The sequence below is a fragment of the Meridianimaribacter sp. CL38 genome, assembly GCF_004328055.1.
GTDB classification, from domain to species: Bacteria; Bacteroidota; Bacteroidia; order Flavobacteriales; family Flavobacteriaceae; genus Gaetbulibacter_B; species Gaetbulibacter_B jejuensis.
Genome location: NZ_QKWS01000001.1, coordinates 1,012,716 through 1,029,481, shown reverse-complemented (window position 1 = coordinate 1,029,481; position 16,766 = coordinate 1,012,716). Strand labels below are relative to the sequence as shown.

15 protein-coding genes and 1 tRNA gene are annotated in these 16,766 nt (G+C 32.8%); 4 read left to right on the top strand and 12 right to left on the bottom strand.

Annotated features, from left to right (window positions below; translation table 11 throughout):
- Positions 1-16: 16 nt before the first annotated feature.
- The 4 genes from DMZ43_RS04705 to pdxA form a co-directional block, all read right to left on the bottom strand.
- On the bottom strand, positions 17-1,012 hold the full coding sequence (locus tag DMZ43_RS04705; RefSeq protein ID WP_131506427.1) for a beta-ketoacyl-ACP synthase III: 996 nt from the start codon (positions 1,010-1,012) through the stop codon (positions 17-19).
- A gap of 181 nt (positions 1,013-1,193) precedes the next feature.
- Positions 1,194-1,397 carry a 50S ribosomal protein L32 gene (gene rpmF, locus DMZ43_RS04700; protein ID WP_129759835.1) on the bottom strand — a complete coding sequence of 68 codons (204 nt, stop codon included), beginning with the start codon at positions 1,395-1,397 and terminating at the stop codon, positions 1,194-1,196.
- Between the two features lie 8 nt (positions 1,398-1,405).
- Positions 1,406-1,945, bottom strand: a complete 540-nt coding sequence (locus tag DMZ43_RS04695) for a DUF177 domain-containing protein (protein WP_129759834.1) — start codon at positions 1,943-1,945, stop codon at positions 1,406-1,408.
- Positions 1,946-2,017: 72 nt separating this feature from the next.
- The gene (gene pdxA / locus DMZ43_RS04690; protein ID WP_131506426.1) at positions 2,018-3,064 is read right to left on the bottom strand and encodes a 4-hydroxythreonine-4-phosphate dehydrogenase PdxA; all 1,047 of its coding nucleotides are present in this window, start codon (positions 3,062-3,064) and stop codon (positions 2,018-2,020) included.
- A gap of 59 nt (positions 3,065-3,123) precedes the next feature.
- Here pdxA and DMZ43_RS04685 point away from each other — a divergent pair, with 59 nt between their 5' ends.
- Entirely contained in the window at positions 3,124-3,717 is a 594-nt protein-coding gene (locus tag DMZ43_RS04685; protein WP_131506425.1) for a riboflavin synthase, read from the top strand.
- Here DMZ43_RS04685 and DMZ43_RS04680 read toward each other — a convergent pair whose 3' ends face one another.
- Positions 3,718-3,909, bottom strand: coding sequence for a PID-CTERM protein-sorting domain-containing protein (locus DMZ43_RS04680; RefSeq protein ID WP_129759831.1), 192 nt, complete (start codon positions 3,907-3,909; stop codon positions 3,718-3,720).
- A 619-nt stretch (positions 3,910-4,528) separates the two neighbouring features.
- On the opposite strand from DMZ43_RS04680, the gene DMZ43_RS04675 reads away from it, so the two are divergent.
- Positions 4,529-6,355 (top strand): sodium:solute symporter family protein, encoded by a 1,827-nt coding sequence (locus DMZ43_RS04675; protein WP_131506424.1) that lies wholly within the window; start codon positions 4,529-4,531, stop codon positions 6,353-6,355.
- On the opposite strand, the gene DMZ43_RS04670 is transcribed toward DMZ43_RS04675, so the two are convergent.
- From DMZ43_RS04670 to mce, 6 genes are all read right to left on the bottom strand, one after another.
- Positions 6,356-8,326 carry a hypothetical protein gene (locus DMZ43_RS04670; RefSeq protein WP_131506423.1) on the bottom strand — a complete coding sequence of 657 codons (1,971 nt, stop codon included), beginning with the start codon at positions 8,324-8,326 and terminating at the stop codon, positions 6,356-6,358.
- A 3-nt stretch (positions 8,327-8,329) separates the two neighbouring features.
- Positions 8,330-9,340, bottom strand: coding sequence for a MoxR family ATPase (locus tag DMZ43_RS04665; protein WP_131506422.1), 1,011 nt, complete (start codon positions 9,338-9,340; stop codon positions 8,330-8,332).
- A 9-nt stretch (positions 9,341-9,349) separates the two neighbouring features.
- On the bottom strand, positions 9,350-12,007 hold the full coding sequence (locus DMZ43_RS04660) for a transglutaminase family protein (RefSeq protein WP_131506421.1): 2,658 nt from the start codon (positions 12,005-12,007) through the stop codon (positions 9,350-9,352).
- The gene (locus tag DMZ43_RS04655) at positions 12,004-13,242 is read right to left on the bottom strand and encodes a DUF58 domain-containing protein (protein WP_131506420.1); all 1,239 of its coding nucleotides are present in this window, start codon (positions 13,240-13,242) and stop codon (positions 12,004-12,006) included. Before DMZ43_RS04655 ends, DMZ43_RS04660 begins: the two co-directional genes overlap by 4 nt.
- 279 nt (positions 13,243-13,521) lie before the next feature.
- Positions 13,522-13,595 (bottom strand) — tRNA-Ile (locus tag DMZ43_RS04650).
- Positions 13,596-13,677: 82 nt separating this feature from the next.
- A complete protein-coding gene (gene mce / locus DMZ43_RS04645) occupies positions 13,678-14,082 on the bottom strand; it encodes a methylmalonyl-CoA epimerase (protein ID WP_129759825.1) in 405 nt (134 codons plus the stop codon).
- Between the two features lie 82 nt (positions 14,083-14,164).
- Here mce and rbfA point away from each other — a divergent pair, with 82 nt between their 5' ends.
- Together rbfA and DMZ43_RS04635 are read left to right on the top strand one after the other, a co-directional pair.
- A complete protein-coding gene (gene rbfA / locus DMZ43_RS04640) occupies positions 14,165-14,557 on the top strand; it encodes a 30S ribosome-binding factor RbfA (protein ID WP_129759824.1) in 393 nt (130 codons plus the stop codon).
- The gene (locus DMZ43_RS04635; protein WP_131506419.1) at positions 14,558-15,760 is read left to right on the top strand and encodes an ABC transporter permease; all 1,203 of its coding nucleotides are present in this window, start codon (positions 14,558-14,560) and stop codon (positions 15,758-15,760) included. It abuts the gene before it with no gap.
- Between the two features lie 13 nt (positions 15,761-15,773).
- Here the strand turns inward: DMZ43_RS04635 and dusB are convergent, their stop codons facing one another.
- On the bottom strand, positions 15,774-16,766 hold the full coding sequence (gene dusB, locus DMZ43_RS04630) for a tRNA dihydrouridine synthase DusB (protein ID WP_131506418.1): 993 nt from the start codon (positions 16,764-16,766) through the stop codon (positions 15,774-15,776).

Below are 16,766 nucleotides of genomic sequence, written 5' to 3'. Positions count from 1 at the left end.
AAATTGGTTTTATTAGTTAGGAATTATATGCCCATTTTAAATATATTGATCCCCAAGTGAATCCACCTCCAAAAGCAGCAAAAATTAAATTGTCTCCTTTTTTTAGTTTGTCTTCGAAATCACTTAATAGTAATGGTAATGTTGCAGATGTTGTATTACCATATCTATGAATGTTTTTAAGTACTTTAGAATCTTCTAAATTCATTCTACTTGCTGTAGCGTCTATGATTCGCATATTAGCTTGATGTGGCACTAACCAAGACACATCATCATGTGTTAGGTTGTTTCTTTGCATTATTTTTTCGCAAACATCAGCCATATTAGATACAGCAAACTTAAACACTGTTCTACCATCTTGGTGTACAAAATGTTGTTTGTTTTTTACAGTCTCTTCATTTGGAGGCAATATTGAACCTCCTGCTTCTATTTTAAGAAACTCTCTTCCTGAGCCATCACTTCTTAAGTATTCATCTTGAAAACCTAAGCCTTCGGCATTAGGTTCTAAAAGTACAGCTCCTGCTCCATCACCAAAAATAATACATGTAGCTCTATCAGTATAGTCTATAATTGAAGACATTTTATCTGCTCCTATAAGTAGCACTTTTTTATATCTTCCTGATTCTATATAGCTAGATGCTGTTGACAAACCGTAAAGAAAACTTGAGCATGCAGCCTGCAAATCGTATGCAAAGGCATTGGTAGCTCCTATTTTAGTGGCTGTATAAACTGCTGTAGATGCTACAGGCATATCTGGTGTAGCTGTAGCAACAATTACCAAATCGATTTCTTTAGGATCGATTTGCTTTTTTTCTATTAAGTTTTCTGCTGCTTTAACTGCAAGGTAAGAAGTGCCTTCGCCTTCTTTTTTAAGTATTCTGCGTTCTTTTATACCTGTTCTGGTTGTTATCCATTCATCATTTGTATCTACCATAGTCTCTAAGACTTTATTTGATAGTACAAACTCAGGCACAAAAGCTCCTACAGCTGTTATTGCTGCTGTGATTTTACTCATTGCTTATTAATTAGTTATCTCAAAAAAGGTGGTAAAAGTGTCAAAAACAAGTAACTTTTGTATAAAATCACCACTTTTTTGGTCAAATATTATGCAAATTAAGTTGTTTTTAAGACTTTCAAAAATTAATCATAAAAAAAACGCTCTGTTTAGAGCGTTTTATTGTATGCGCGCATAATAGTTATGCTAAATTTTCTTCTTTTTCAGAATTATCTATAAGTACTTGACCTCTGTAATACAATTTACCTTCGTGCCAGTGAGCTCTATGGTAAAGATGAGCTTCTCCTGTTGTAGGGCATGTTGCAATATGAGGCACTGATGCCTTATAATGTGTTCTCCTTTTATCTCTTCTAGTTTTAGAAATCTTTCTCTTAGGATGTGCCATTTTCTATATTATTTATCCGTTAATAGTTTTTTTAATGTATTCCAACGAGGATCAATTTCCTCTGATTGGGTTTTATTTTCTTCAGCTTTAGGGCTTAATTCTTCTAACTTTTTAAGCATTTCTGACTCTAGTGTACCATCTTCAACTCCTGGGTGAACCCTTTTTGCTGGAACTGATAATACTATTAGTTCATAGATGTATTGTGAAACATTGATTTCGTATTCGCCATGAGGAATAATAAGCACATCTAAATGCTCGTCATTATACTCTTCGCCAAACTTTACAACTAAATCAAAAGTACCTTTTACCTTTTGGTTATAAGGCTCATTTGACACATCACAATTAACGTTAACGTCTCCTTTTATTTTAAAATGTAATTCTAAAAAGGTTGTTTTTTTTTCAAAAAGCAATTCTGCTTTTACGTTAACATCATTAAACTCATCATACTCAAAATGCTCAAAGAACTTTTTATCAATTTGATAATCAAAATGATGTTTCCCTAGCTTTAATCCCACAAAAGGGATTGTATACTCTTTTAACAACTTCATATCCACATTCATTTTGAGCCTGCAAATATATAAATTTTTTATTAAGTAGCCGATGTTATAAACAATTTTTGTTTATATCTTTTTTGGCGCTTTTTTTAATGGGTTTTTTGAAAGCTCGTTATATTCAGTTCTATTCTTAAATATTTTTAATGCTGTAAAGATGGCTTCTTTAAAAGAACTTTCGTCTGCAATACCTTTTCCTGCTATTTCATAAGCTGTTCCATGATCTGGCGATGTCCTTATTTTAGCTAAGCCAGCAGTAAAGTTTACACCATTTCCAAAGGCAATAGTTTTAAAAGGAATTAATCCTTGATCATGATAGGAAGCTACCACAGCATCAAACCCTTTATAGTTGCCTGAACCAAAAAAGCTATCGGCTGAATATGGTCCAAAAACCAATTTTCCTGATGCTTTAATTTTTTGTAGTGTTGGCCCAAGCACTTTATCATCTTCATTTCCAATAACACCATTGTCTCCTGCGTGAGGGTTTATTGCTAAAACTGCAATTTTGGGCCTATTAATTCTGAAGTCTTTTTTAAGTGAGGTATAAACCGTATGTATTTTGTCTTCGATAAGTTGTGGCGTAATATGATTTGGCACATCTTTTACAGGAACATGATCTGTAAGCAAGCCTACTTTTAACGAATCGGTTACCATAAACATGAGGCTTTTACCACCTATAACTTTAGCAAGATAATCTGTGTGTCCAGGAAATTTGAACTTATCAGATTGTATATTGTGCTTATTAATAGGTGCTGTAACCAAAACGTTTATTTTATCACTTTTAAGTGCAGATGCAGCAGCCTCTAAAGACCTTATAGCAAATTGTCCAATTTTTGGGTCTTCCTTACCAAACTCAATATTGACATTATCTTTCCATGTATTAAAGACATTTACTTTACCTTCAACTATTTGGTCTAAATTATTTATACCATGAAAATTTATACTACTATTGAAATGTTTTTTAAAAAAGGACATCACTTTTACTGAAGCAAAAACAACTGGCGTACAAAAATCAAGCATTCGAGAGTCTTCAAATGCTTTTAATGTGATTTCTGGCCCAATACCGTTTAAGTCTCCTATAGAAATTCCTACTGTAATTTTTTCTTCTTTTTTCATTAAAATACTTTCTTAGTGTGTATTTTTACAGTTACAAATTTAACCATTTATTCGACATTATGTTTACAGGAATTATTGAAGAAATAGGTACCGTTACCAAGTTAAGCCATGAAGATGAAAACCTAGTTCTTACAGTAAAAAGTAATATTTCATCTGAACTTAAAATAGACCAAAGTGTATCTCATAACGGAATATGCTTAACCGTAACAAGCATTGACAATAATGAACATACTGTTGTTGCTATAAGAGAAACATTAGCAAAAACCAATCTTGGTAGTTTAAAATTAAACGAAGGTGTTAATCTTGAAAGAGCAATGAAACTTGGTGATAGACTAGATGGTCATATTGTTCAAGGTCATGTTGACCAAACAGCAGTTTGTACTTTTAAAGAATCACAAAACGGAAGCTGGTTATTTTCTTTTAAGTATGACGATTCACTTAACAACATTACAATAGAAAAAGGTTCTATTACTGTTAATGGCGTTAGTTTAACGGTTGTAAACTCTAAAAAAAATGAATTTAGTGTTGCAATTATTCCTTACACTTATGAACATACAACTTTCAAACAAATAGAGGTTGGTGATACAGTAAACTTAGAGTTTGATGTTTTAGGCAAATATATAACTAGGCTTCACGAGTTAAAGCAAGAGTAGTTACTTTATTTTCTTTTTTATTCCATAAAATAAACCTATAGCTACCAGAAAAGCAATACCACCATCAATAGGAAGTCCTGGTGGAGGTGGAGGGATTGGAGGAGGAGGTGTTCCATCTACTTGAGCGTTGCATACAAAACTTATTAATACAAATAAGATTGAGGCTAAAATTTTCCTGTTTTGTATTCCCATTTTTTACTTTTAATGTATAAAAAGTAAGTTATTAACCCTTATTTTAAAAGTAATGATTTATAAAACTATAGTGTCAACAAAATTTTTAATCGCTTCTAAATAAAAGTATTCAAACTTGAACACATATACTGTTATTATTAACAGCATATTTTAATTTAAGTTGTAAATGTATAAAAAAAAGCGAGTTAACAAAATAAAATCCCAACAAACATTCTTTAAAATGCAAAAATCATCGACGAAATGCATCGCCAAAAGATATATTTTTCACTTACTTTAATAGCACTCAAATATAATATAATTAACTTATTTTAAAACAAAATCTAAGTTTAAAACTTCATTAACTTATTGTTATTTGGAGCTTTATCAATAATTTTTAATATATACGTATTTTTTATAAAAGCAGTTTCATTATTTACAATCTTAACAGAAAACAACATTTATTGTAAGAAAAAGGCTTCAATTTTCCACAAACTACATTTTTCACATGACAACATGTGTTTTTAAACTTAATTTATAGACATTTTTAAATATCATTTTATTAGAAACTACTACTAAAAATTCTCATTCTTGATATTTTAATCTAAATTTCACGATAATTAAATTTAATACGAATCAGTACATGATAAATTTAAGCACAATAGATTACGTTTTTATTTTTGGTTTTTTCGCCATTACCTTAGGTATCGGCTTTATGGTATCAAAAAAATCAGGTCAAAATCCAGCTGAATATTTTCTTTCAGGACGTACAATGCCTTGGTGGTTACTTGGTGTTTCAATGGTAGCGACTACATTTTCAACAGATACTCCCAACCTTGTTACTGATATTGTTAGAACTAATGGCGTGTCTGGAAACTGGGTTTGGTGGGCATTTTTAATTACTGGCTTATTAACTGTTTTTGTGTATGCTAAATTATGGCGAAAATCAGGAGTATCAACAGATATTGAGTTTTACGAATTTAGATATGGTGGCAAACCTGCAAGGTTTTTACGCTCTTTTAGAGCTATTTATCTTGGTGTTATTTTTAACATTCTTGCCATGGCAGCGGTTACATTGGCTGCCATAAAAATAGGGCAAGTTATGCTTGGGCTTACTGCGTTACAAACTGTAGGGATTGCTGGTGCTGTAACAGTTATTTTTAGTGCTGTTGGTGGATTTAAAGGCGTGGTTTACACCGACTTTATCTTGTTTTTTGTAGCAATGTGTGGCGGAATTGGTGCCGCGTACTACTGTGTAAACTTGCCTGAAATAAGTGGTTTAAGCGCACTTATTGAGAACGAAACTGTAGCCTCTAAACTAAATATTTTACCTGATTTCAATAATAAAGAAGCGCTTATTACGCTTTTAATTATTCCAATAGCTGTACAATGGTGGAGCGCTTGGTATCCTGGAGCTGAACCTGGTGGTGGTGGTTATATTGCTCAGCGTATGTTGGCTGCCAAAAACGAAAACCATGCTATTGGTGCAACGTTTTTCTTTAACATACTTCATTATGCATTACGTCCTTGGCCTTGGATAATTGTAGCGCTTTGCTCAATAGTTATTTATCCTGATTTAATAAGTCTTAAAGATGCCTTTCCAAATATTACTGATGATAAATTAGGTCATGATATTGCGTATTCTGCAATGTTAACCAAATTACCTAGTGGACTTTTAGGCGTTGTACTTACCTCGTTAATTGCAGCTTATATGTCAACTATTTCTACGCATCTTAATTGGGGTTCATCTTATATCGTTAATGATTTTTATGTGCAACGCGTTAACAAAAATGCTTCTCAAAAAGAATTGGTAAATGTTGGAAGAATATCAACAGTTATTCTAATGGCTATTTCTGCTATACTTGCTTTGTTGCTTAACAATGCGCTTCAGTTATTCAATATTATACTAATGTTTGGCGCTGGCACAGGATTAATCTTTATACTGCGTTGGTTTTGGTGGCGCATTAATGCGTGGAGTGAAATTTCGGCAATGTTTGTTTCTGGGATTATTTCTTTGCTACTGAATTCAAAATCAATTCCACTATCTGCTTGGTTATTTGGCAATGAAAACACTATTGGCTTAATGCCTAGTTGGATGACTTATCCTTTTATTGTTATAGTAACAACAGGTGTTTGGTTGCTGGTTACTTTTTTAACTAAGCCTGAAAAAGACGACACTCTGTTTTCATTTTACAAAAAAATACAACCTGGTGGTCCAGGTTGGAAACACACTGTCAAAAAAGCACAAGACCATGGTGTTGACCTCAACCTTAACAAACAAGAATGGAATGTGCCTTCAGGAGTTTTAGCAACAATTGTTGGATGTGTTACAATATATAGCGTGTTGTTTGCAACAGGTTATTGGATTTATGGACAATACACAAAAGCTACTATTTTAACTTTTGTTGCGCTTGTATCTGCTTTTGCCTTAAAACATCTTTGGAAGAAGATAAAGGCTGTGGTTTTTTAACTATTCTAGGTTGATACCAAAAGCTTTAAAAGCTAATAACTGTCCTGGGTTTTCAATAGATTTTAACTCTAAACTACCTTCAAATTTTGTGTCGTTATCAATTAAGACTTCATAATCAACTGTAGGTTCGTTGTCTTTTTCTGTAATATTAATTTTTAAAGTAGGCCAACTTAAATCATTTTCAACCCATTCAATATTGCTGTCTTTAAGCTCCTCAACTATAGCCTCCTGTTCTGGTGTTAAACTTGTATTAACTATGTTTAGGTTGAACTTCATTTCAAGCTCCGAATAAGGCACTAACTGAGGGAAATTCATATAAAACGCTAACAAATGTTCATTCGCCAAGGCTGCATTATCCTTTTCAAGATAGGCTTTACTTAATGCTTCATGTACTCGAGCTATGAGTAGTTTTTCATTAGTAGCATTAAGATGCTCGTCTTTTAAAACGCCTTCAAGTTTTTCAATCGCTAAGTCATATTCTCCATCTTCTAAATGAAATTGTCCTATAAAATAGTTAAAGTATTTGTGCACGTTTTCACGCTCGTCTTCTTGTAATTTTTTCTCAAATATATTGATGAAGTATTCAGGATTAAAATACTTTATAAGCTCCCAAATCTCATCAAAAAACAAATTGTTTTCCGAAGCAAATAAATTGTAATAGCCTATAAATCGTTCAGGATCTGCAGATAATTCACTAGTTAACAACAAATGCGCATTTTCTTGTTTAAAGTGATGTTTTGAAATCTCGTACAACGTTTTAGGTTTATACCAATAACCTTTGTCTCTAAACTTTAGCTCTTTTATAGATTTTTTATGGTATAAATATTTAAATAAAAGCGTGTTGCGATTATACGACACTTCTCCCCAAGTACTGTTAACGTGTATTTCTTTAAAGTTTGCTGCTTTATCACGAAATTCTTTAGACTTTTTTAAATCTCCTGAATAATAATAAGCTCTACTTAATGCAATATTATTCCATCCAAAACCAGGAGATGGACCAAGATATTTAATAGACCTATCAATAATTGTTTTTGCTGCCGATAAATCGTTTTTAAAAATCTTAACCGCAGATTGCATATAGTCAAACTCTTTTACGCTTTTCTCTTCGTAGTTATCGTTTTTACGTGCTTTTTCATAGCTTTCTTCGGCTTCGTCATACTTTGCTTGTATAAACTGAAGATTACCATAGTTGTTATACGACAACCTATCGTATCTTTCTAATTGTTTGCTGAAATATTCGGCAGAATCTGTTTTAAGTTGGTGGGAGTAAATAATGTTTTTATAGTGATAGTAACTCAACAACGCTCCATTTCCATAATCTGGCCAATAAGTATTTATAAACCATTGGTTGTTTTTGTCACTGTCTTTAATAGAATCGGCATATTTAGAGGCTAGTTGAAGATTTTCTTCAATTGTAGATTTTAAAAACGGATACTTTTCTGGACTGTACATCCTGTTGCGCAAGTAAATCCATGAAATATTACTATACGGATTAATACCGAAATTGAATACAAAGTCACGTTTTTGAAGTCTTTTAACCGCCTTAATCGCTTCACCAGGTTTGTCTATATATTCATAACTTTTTGACAAGTAATAAATGAGAATAGCATACTTTCTTTGGTATTGATAACGGTCAATATATGTTCTAATATCAGTAGTTCGTCTTAGTTCTCTATAAAAATCTTTTTCAAGCAGCTCAACAGCTTTTACAAGCGACTTTATTGCTGACTCATATCCTCTTTTATCCGAAGCTCTGTCGTACCTGTAATTTGCTTCAAAAAAATGACCAACATAGTACGTACTATCTAACTGAATCATTTTTTGTGAAAGCTCATAGGCTTTACGACCACTATAACCTCCTCTAAACTCTCGTTCCAATCGGTCAATTTCAATGCGTTGCGCAAAGAGCGTCATTAACCCCAAAAAGAAGCAAATAAAAGTTAAGCGTATTTTAGTGCTTGTACTATTCACAAATTACTTTTTTAAATTAAGTCTTGACAAACGCGAAATTTCAGTTTTTACTATACTGTCAATAGCGCTACTTTCAGCACTAAGGTTTTTAAATAATAATCTATGCTGAAGTACTGGTTTTACCAAAGCTGCCAAATCATCTTCAATTACATAGTTTCGTTTATGAATTACAGCATAAGCTCTCAAACATTTTAAAAGAATAATTCCAGATCTAACTGATGCGCCTAAAATAATTCCTGAATGTTCTCTCGTTCCTCTAACAATGTTATTTATGCTCTTAATAATTTCGTCGTCAACATGAACTTCTTCTGCTTTACTGCGAAGTGCTAAAATATCTTTCATATTCAACACTGCTTCAACAGTATCTTGCGATCGCTGTATTTCTAATTGTTTTTTATAGATTTCTAACTCTATGTCTTCACTTACATACCCAAAACTAATCTTCATAAAAAAACGGTCCAATTGCGCATTTGGTAAAGGATAGGTTCCTTCCATTTCAATTGGGTTTTGTGTAGCTATTACAAAAAAAAGGTCTTCGAGCTTATAAGTTTGATCTCCAATAGAAATTTGATTTTCTGCCATACATTCTAATAAAGCCGACTGTACTTTTGGTGATGCTCGGTTAATTTCGTCTGCTAATAAAATATTACAGAATAAAGGTCCTTTTTTGAAAATGAAGTCTTTATTGCTTTCATCATATAAATGCGACCCAATCAAGTCCATTGGTAACAAATCTGGAGTAAACTGAATACGTTTAAAATCGGAATGTGCTTGCTCACCAGACAACGAATGTGCCAAGGTTTTTGCCATAACCGTTTTACCAGAACCTGGATTATCTTCTAACAAAATATGCCCTTTAGCAATAAGACAAGTGATAATTTGAATAATCTGCTCTCTATGTCCTTTTACAACCTTTCCAATGTTTTCAATTAATACATCTATATTTTTCCCAGAGGTATCTTCAGCAATGGTTTGTATGTGGTTTGGGCTTGTATGTTCTAGGTCTTGACTCATAATAATACACTATTTTTTTAGATTAAGATTCAGCATGTAGTGAATCCATTTGTTTGGTTTAATAAAATTGAAAAAGCGCTGCGAATTACTATATTTTGAAAACACTTTTTGATTAAAATCAGAATGAAATTCTTTAATTAAATCAACCTCAGCATTAGTAAGTTGATCTTCGCTATATTTTAGTTTTTGATAGGTTTTAACAAAAGTCTCAAAGTGAGTTCCAAACTTAGGATCAACAACATCTCGTGCATAAACCATAGGTGTTTGGTGATCTCTTGGAATACCCATTTGATTAAGTATAAAGTGAGCGTTTTTATAATTGGCTTCAGATAGTTTTGTAATAGAGCTGTGGTTTTTAGCTTTTTTAGACAACCACAAGTAATAGCATATTGGCAGCAACATTAACACCAATAGTATTAACAGAATTGCAGCAAGCACATAAATTGACCAATCTGTTATGGTTTTCATTGCACTATTTTCCTCTTCTTTAGTAGCGTCGTCTAGTTTCTCTTCTTCAATTTTAGGAACATGAACTTCCATAATTGTAATTGGGTCTGGAAAAAGTTTCATGTAATTTTCAATAGTCTCGCTATTGTATTTTTTCCGAATTCGTTCCAGTTTATAATCAAAAGACACCATTACAGCTGTGTCACCAAGTTTTACATTTTTTAAAGCAATTGGTTGTTCGCCAGCGAATACTTTGGCTTGGTTGACGTCAAACGACATGTCTAAAAGATTGGTACTGTCTAGAGCAATACCATTATCGTTGATAATCATTTTATCAACACGAACTTGCATTGTTTTGCTTAGGGTATCTACTTCGGTAATTACACCTTTACCTACATAAGTTTCTTTTGTTGGAGGCGTTGGAGGTGTGCCATCAGGTTGTGGTGATTGTTCAGCATCAGTATTACTTACTGTCATGTCAAAATCTAGCCAACCGTATTCTGGTATATAAACTTGCGTCCAAGCATGACCTTGATCTCCATAAAACCAATACCAACCTGGAGTTTTGTGACTTCTATCAACCGTCATAAATCCAACAGCCACACGTGTTGGTATTCCTAAAGATCGCAACATAAACAATGATGACGTTGCAAAATAAGTACAATAGCCTCTATGTGTGTTGAACATAAATTCATCTAACATACTTGCGTTAGGAATGTTTGGGTCTGTTGGTTTTCCTGGTGTTAAAGTATAGACGTATAAAGGATCTCCTTTTTCATCTTTTGATAAGAAATAATTGCGAATGCTTAATATTTTATCAATAGTTGTATTGTCTCCTTTGGTAAGACTATCTGCCAAATGACCTATTTTATTATAGAGCTCACCTTCAGGAACTTCGGTATAATAGTCCATAAATCGTTCGTTTTCGCCTTCATAACTTTTAGCGCGTCTTAAGGTGCGATAACGGTTTTCTTGATAATTAATAATCGATTCGTCTTGGGTATTGTAAACAAAATAAGCACTGTTAAGTTCTGAAACTTCAGAAAACACGTTGTAAGCAAATTTATAGTCTTTTTTAAACTCTTCTTCAATTGAAATTGGTTGACATGCATAAGCTGTGCTTGGAGCCACAAAAACCTCAGGGCTAAGACCAGCAATGTAAATGGTGCTTTTTACCTCTTTGGTAGCGCGTTCCATTTTATCATAAACTAATACAGAATCATTTACCTGAGTGAAATATTGAGGAATTTTTGTTGGGTTTGGTAAAAATAAATCGCGAACAATACTGTCTGGATCAACTTCAAATTGCTCTAAAGTTGGATTGTATTGATTTAAATGATACAGCGTAATGTACTGCGGATTTGGTGTTGTAGGATTGATAAAGTTATCAATATTGGCACAAAACAATAGTTCTTCTGAAACGTTTAATCGATCTCTAAGTCCTAAATAATCATCTAAATTAAACCTGGTATTAGAATTACTTTTATCAGAATCTTTTTTGTCTTTGTCCTCATTTTCGCCATCAGAATCTTCTTCATCGCTTTCATCACTTTGACCTTGTGTAATCTCGTTTTGAATATGGTCAATCTTTGAGTCTAATAACTGTATGGTTGACCAAAACAAAAACAACGCTATTAACGAAAACAACAAAATTCTTCCAACTACCATAACGTAATTGGTTTTTTCTTGCTTTTGAATGGTTTTAAGCAATTCTTTTACAAACAGTACGTAAAACAAGTAGAGTACCGTTGGTGCAACAAGCCATATCATTTCGTTTACGTTAGACATTTCCATATCTGAAATGAGAATGACTGACAGTGTTGTTAATAGTATTGAAAACACTATTAAATAATACCTCCAACGTGATATTGCAAAGCCCGAAAACCATCCAAACACAAAAATGCTGGTGTTTATTTTAAACCGATTTGCCACATAATAAGCATCAAACTCATTAAAGGACGATGCACTAATAGAGCTGTAAAGAATATTAATAATGAGCAGTAGTAAGCCAAAAATAATTAGAAATCGAATTTTGGTTTTATGTAATAAATATGCTGTAATAATTCCTGCTGAAAACACACCAATTAATACATGCTTGTTGACAAAAAGCAATGAGTAATACTCTGACAGAAAATCGAGCAACGGATACATTATAAGTATCGTAGGAAGGATTAAAAACAGTAACCCAAGTGTAAGTTCTTTGTAGTCTATTTTTCTCATATAATCTGTCCTGTAAAATTAGAGTTAGACACTAATTTTTCTATACCTTTTTCGTTCCTTTTTAGTTTTTTTCGGGTTGCCGAAAATATCCAAGCTAGCTTGTTAAGTTCGCTTTTTTGATCTTGTCTTAAAAATAGGTTTTTGAAATTAAACACGTTTTGATGGTCTAAATGTCGCGATGCTTTTACAATAATAATGTTTGAAGTTCCTTTTTCAATTAAGGTAGTAAGCTCTTCTAAGCTAATTAAGGTCGACACACATATTATAGATTCTCCAGAGGCTTTCAGTTCGTTTACCGAAAAGTTGTTTTGCCAACTTGCCGAACTTAGCTGAAACCCAACACGATCATTCTCGTTTACCGATATAAATTCGTTTACAGCTTGGTCAATATTGAATTCTACTTTTTTGTCTTTTTTCTTAATGTTTAAACAAATGTTGTACACAATATCTTTGTAATAATTGAGCATACTAACCGCATATACCGAAGTAAGATCTTTAGACAAAACGTTATAAAAACTTGTGTAAAATTTGATGTGAGACGCGTAAGGGTTTATAACCTCAGGCGTTCTAATGACAAGCTCTCTATTTTTAGCAAAAATTTTCCAGACAATTCGGCGAACATCATCTCCAACTTCAAAATCTTTATAGTTGAGATAGTCGCCTTGTATTTTACGAGACGTTTTTATTTTTTCTTTTTCTTCCTTAGTTTTTGAAGGGTTAATATCATCAACGGAAAGTTCAATTTCAGAAGAATGAAGATAAAATGCGTTTTTTGATTTTTTATACGTTGTAAAACGGAAAAACTGCAAATAGTCAATAAAACTAATAACAAACCCTTTAACGTGATATTGCTTTCTGTCTGGTAACCAAATTAAAGTTGAACCTTCTTTTGGCAATAGTTTTTCAAACCCTTGAGAAAACTTATTGATAACTACAGTGTCAGAGAGTTTTCCATTTTCAAATTCTATCTTTATTTTGATGTAACCCAATAACGGAAGTATGGCTTTTGGTAAAGAAATTAAAACCAGTACTTGTCCTGCAACTCCTTTTATGTTACCATCTAATCCTATATCAATTTTAGGATTAATGGTTTTCTTATTGATGACAAAATACAGGTAACAAACCAACGTGTATAAAAAACCTATACCAATTAAAATCAATATAAACGTTCCAATTACCCACGCAAACAGCTTAAGATATAAAGCAATATTGGTGTCCTCGATGAAGAACTCCATTTTAACAAAATAGATTGCTGTTATTAGCACTAAAGCAAAAATTATTGCATTTCTTTTAAAAGGTAGGTAACTAATAATTCTATTAAGGCTAAAATTCAAAGTGAAATTTGTTTGAAATGGACATTTGGTTTACAAAGGCTCAATCTACAAAAAATAGGTAAGTATCTAGCAACTAAAAATATATTTTAATTTAAGCGTTGTTTAGCATAAACCTCTCATGTATTATGGCTATTGTTAAAACAAAAAAACCGCTTCAATAATTTGAAACGGTTTGTTTTGTGGTCCCACCTGGGCTCGAACCAGGGACTTTCTGATTATGAGTCAGATACTCTAACCAACTGAGTTATAGGACCCATTAGCTTAACGCTAATTATTAATCTCTTCTAAAAAAGAGTGTGCAATATTACTACTTATTTTAATACTCTACAAGAATTTTTAATCCTTTATGTCTTGGCACAACTCAATTAAAACACCATTTGTAGATTTAGGATGCAAAAACGCAACCCATTTATTGTCGGCTCCTCGTTTCGGTTCTTCGTTTAAAACTATAAAGCCTTCTGTCTTTAAGCGTTCAATTTCTGACTTTATATCATCTACCGCAAAAGCTATATGATGAATTCCCTCTCCTTTTTTCTCTATAAATTTTGCAATAGGACTATCGCTGTTGGTCGCTTCAAGCAACTCTATTTTATTAGGTCCTGATTTAAAAAATGAGGTTCTTACGCCTTCGCTTAAAACGTCTTCTATTTTATAATGTGCTTCTCCAAACAAGCTTGAAAACAGTTTGTTGGACTCGTCAAGGTTTTTTACTGCAATACCAATATGCTCTATTTTGTTCATTTTTAAGGTGTTTTGTGCCTAAGGCATAAATTTTGTGTATTCAAAAATAAAATAATCCTTAAATATCAACTATTTTTGCATCATGGAAAGCAACAGACAAAAAAAGATAAGTGGCGTTTTACAAGAAGATTTAGTAGATGTACTTCAAGGTGCAGCAACTAAAGGTGGTCTTAGAGGTGTTATCATTTCAGTAACCAAAGTTTCGGTTACTGTAGATTTATCTATTGCAAAAGTTTACTTAAGCATTTTTCCTAATGATAAAGGCGAGGAACTTTTAAAAGGCATTCGCTCTAACACACCATTAATTAGGCACGAACTAGCACAACGTACCAAAAATCAATTACGAAGAATGCCTAGTTTAGAATTTTTTATTGATGACTCTTTGGAATATATTGACCAAATTGAAAAGTCTCTTAAAGGAAAAGAAAACCCTATTAGCAACCCTGATCTTCTTAATAAAAGAAAAAAGTCATAATTGAATGTTTCTTTATATATAGCTAAACGTTATCTGTTTTCTAAAAGCAGTAACAACGCTATAAATATTATGACTGTTATTGCGGCTTCAGGTATTGTTATAGCCTCAGCTGCATTGTTTATTGTACTTTCTGGTTTTGCGGGTTTAAAAAACTTTAGCCTTGAATTTTCTTCGTTTGTAGATCCTGATTTAAAATTGACTCCTGTTGAAGGAAAATCGTTTGTGTTTTCTGAAAAAGATTCCCTAGCACTTGCTGGTATTTCAGATATTAAATACTACTCAAAGACTATTGAAGAACGCGTTATTCTTGAATTTGACGGAAAACGAAAACTCGCAAATATAAAAGGTGTTGATGCTAATTACACGCGTGTAACGTCTATTGATACTATGGTTGTAAGTGGTTCTTGGTTAACTGATAGTAACCAAATTGTTTCTGGTTGGGGAATTTCAAATACATTGTCTTTTGGTGTTTTAGATTATGGTAAAAGTCTTACTATTTATGTTCCTAAACCAGGTAAAGGACAAATAAGCTCAGTAAGAGGTGCGTTTAACTCTATAAATGCTGTAAACACAGGAGTGTTTCACATTAACGAAGATTTAGACAATGAGTATGTGTATTCCAATTTAAACACTGCTAAATACCTTATGAATTATAACGATAATCAAATTAGTAGTATTGAGGTTAAACTTACTGAAAAAGCTAATGAAGCAAATGTTAGAGACGCTTTAACTGCTGCTTTGGGAGATCGTTTTCAAATTAAAAACCGAAATGAGCTTAACGATTCACTCAACAAAATGCTCAATACCGAAAATATGGCTGTGTATCTTATTTTTACTTTAGTAATCATTATAGCCTTATTTAATGTTATTGGCGCATTAATCATGATGATTTTAGACAAAAAAGAATCGTTAAATACTTTATTTAACCTTGGGGTTGATGTATCGCAAATTAAAAATGTGTTCTTTCTTCAAGGTAGCTTAATGACTGTTTTAGGAGGTATTCTTGGTTTAGTCATTGGCTTTTTAATTGTGCTGTTTCAATATCTTTTTGAGCTTGTCATGTTAACTCCGTCGTTACCTTATCCTGTCGCTATAAAACCTATCAATTTTGTAATAGTGCTAGTTACTATAACCGTTTTAGGAATATTGGCTTCTAAACTTGCGTCTAGCAGAATAAATAAAGCGCTGGTAAATAATTTTTAAGAAGTTAAAAAAGTTACACAAACTGGTAGTCAGCAAACTTATCTAATACTTCATCAAAGGTATTAAATACATCTTTAGGGTCATCGCTAGTTACCATTTTGGTTCTATACTCCTTAAAGTTTGGAATGCCTTTAAAATAGTTGGTGTAATGACGTCTAGTTTCAAAAACACCTAACTTCTCCCCTTTCCAGTCGATTGACATTTGCAAATGACGTCTTGCAGCATCTACGCGCTCTTCTAAACTAATTGGCGCTAAATGTTCTCCTGTTTTAAAAAAGTGTTTTACTTGCTTAAAAAACCATGGGTTTCCAATAGTAGCTCTACCAATCATACAGCCATCTAATCCATAATCGTCTCTCATTTCCATAGCACGTTCAGGAGAGTTTACATCTCCATTTCCAAATACAGGAATGTGCATTCTTGGATTGTTTTTTACCTGAGCGATAGGTTTCCAATCTGCATTTCCTTTATACATTTGTGCTCTTGTACGACCATGAATAGAAATGGCTTTACAACCAACATCCTGAAGACGCTCTGCAACTTCAACAATTTTTATAGAGTCGTGATCCCAACCCAATCTGGTTTTTACTGTAACAGGTAAATTCGTACGTTTAACCATTTCGGCAGTTAAGCTTTCCATAAGGCAAACATCTTTTAAAATACCTGCTCCAGCGCCTTTACTTACCACTTTTTTTACAGGGCATCCAAAGTTGATGTCAATAATGTCTGGGTTAGATTTTTCAACGATATCAATAGTTTGAAGCATGCTATCTAAATTGGCGCCAAATATTTGAATACCAACAGGACGTTCTTTTTCATAAATATCGAGTTTCATAACGCTCTTAGCTGCATTACGAATTAACCCTTCACTAGATACAAACTCTGTATATACCACATCTGCGCCTTGTTCTTTGCATAACGCTCTAAACGGAGGATCGCTTACATCTTCCATTGGTGCTAACAACAATGGAAAATCTGGAAGTTCTATATCACCTATTTTTACCAT

Bases quoted from the DNA above. Each gene is read 5' to 3' on its own strand.
- DMZ43_RS04705 (WP_131506427.1), bottom strand. From the start codon at position 1,012: ATGAGTAAAATCACAGCAGCAATAACAGCTGTAGGAGCTTTTGTGCCT.
- rpmF (WP_129759835.1), bottom strand. From the start codon at position 1,397: ATGGCACATCCTAAGAGAAAGATTTCTAAAACTAGAAGAGATAAAAGG.
- DMZ43_RS04695 (WP_129759834.1), bottom strand. From the start codon at position 1,945: ATGAAGTTGTTAAAAGAGTATACAATCCCTTTTGTGGGATTAAAGCTA.
- pdxA (WP_131506426.1), bottom strand. From the start codon at position 3,064: ATGAAAAAAGAAGAAAAAATTACAGTAGGAATTTCTATAGGAGACTTA.
- DMZ43_RS04685 (WP_131506425.1), top strand. From the start codon at position 3,124: ATGTTTACAGGAATTATTGAAGAAATAGGTACCGTTACCAAGTTAAGC.
- DMZ43_RS04680 (WP_129759831.1), bottom strand. From the start codon at position 3,909: ATGGGAATACAAAACAGGAAAATTTTAGCCTCAATCTTATTTGTATTA.
- DMZ43_RS04675 (WP_131506424.1), top strand. From the start codon at position 4,529: ATGATAAATTTAAGCACAATAGATTACGTTTTTATTTTTGGTTTTTTC.
- DMZ43_RS04665 (WP_131506422.1), bottom strand. From the start codon at position 9,340: ATGAGTCAAGACCTAGAACATACAAGCCCAAACCACATACAAACCATT.
- DMZ43_RS04660 (WP_131506421.1), bottom strand. From the start codon at position 12,007: ATGAGAAAAATAGACTACAAAGAACTTACACTTGGGTTACTGTTTTTA.
- DMZ43_RS04655 (WP_131506420.1), bottom strand. From the start codon at position 13,242: ATGGAGTTCTTCATCGAGGACACCAATATTGCTTTATATCTTAAGCTG.
- mce (WP_129759825.1), bottom strand. From the start codon at position 14,082: ATGAACAAAATAGAGCATATTGGTATTGCAGTAAAAAACCTTGACGAG.
- rbfA (WP_129759824.1), top strand. From the start codon at position 14,165: ATGGAAAGCAACAGACAAAAAAAGATAAGTGGCGTTTTACAAGAAGAT.
- dusB (WP_131506418.1), bottom strand. From the start codon at position 16,766: ATGGTAAAAATAGGTGATATAGAACTTCCAGATTTTCCATTGTTGTTA.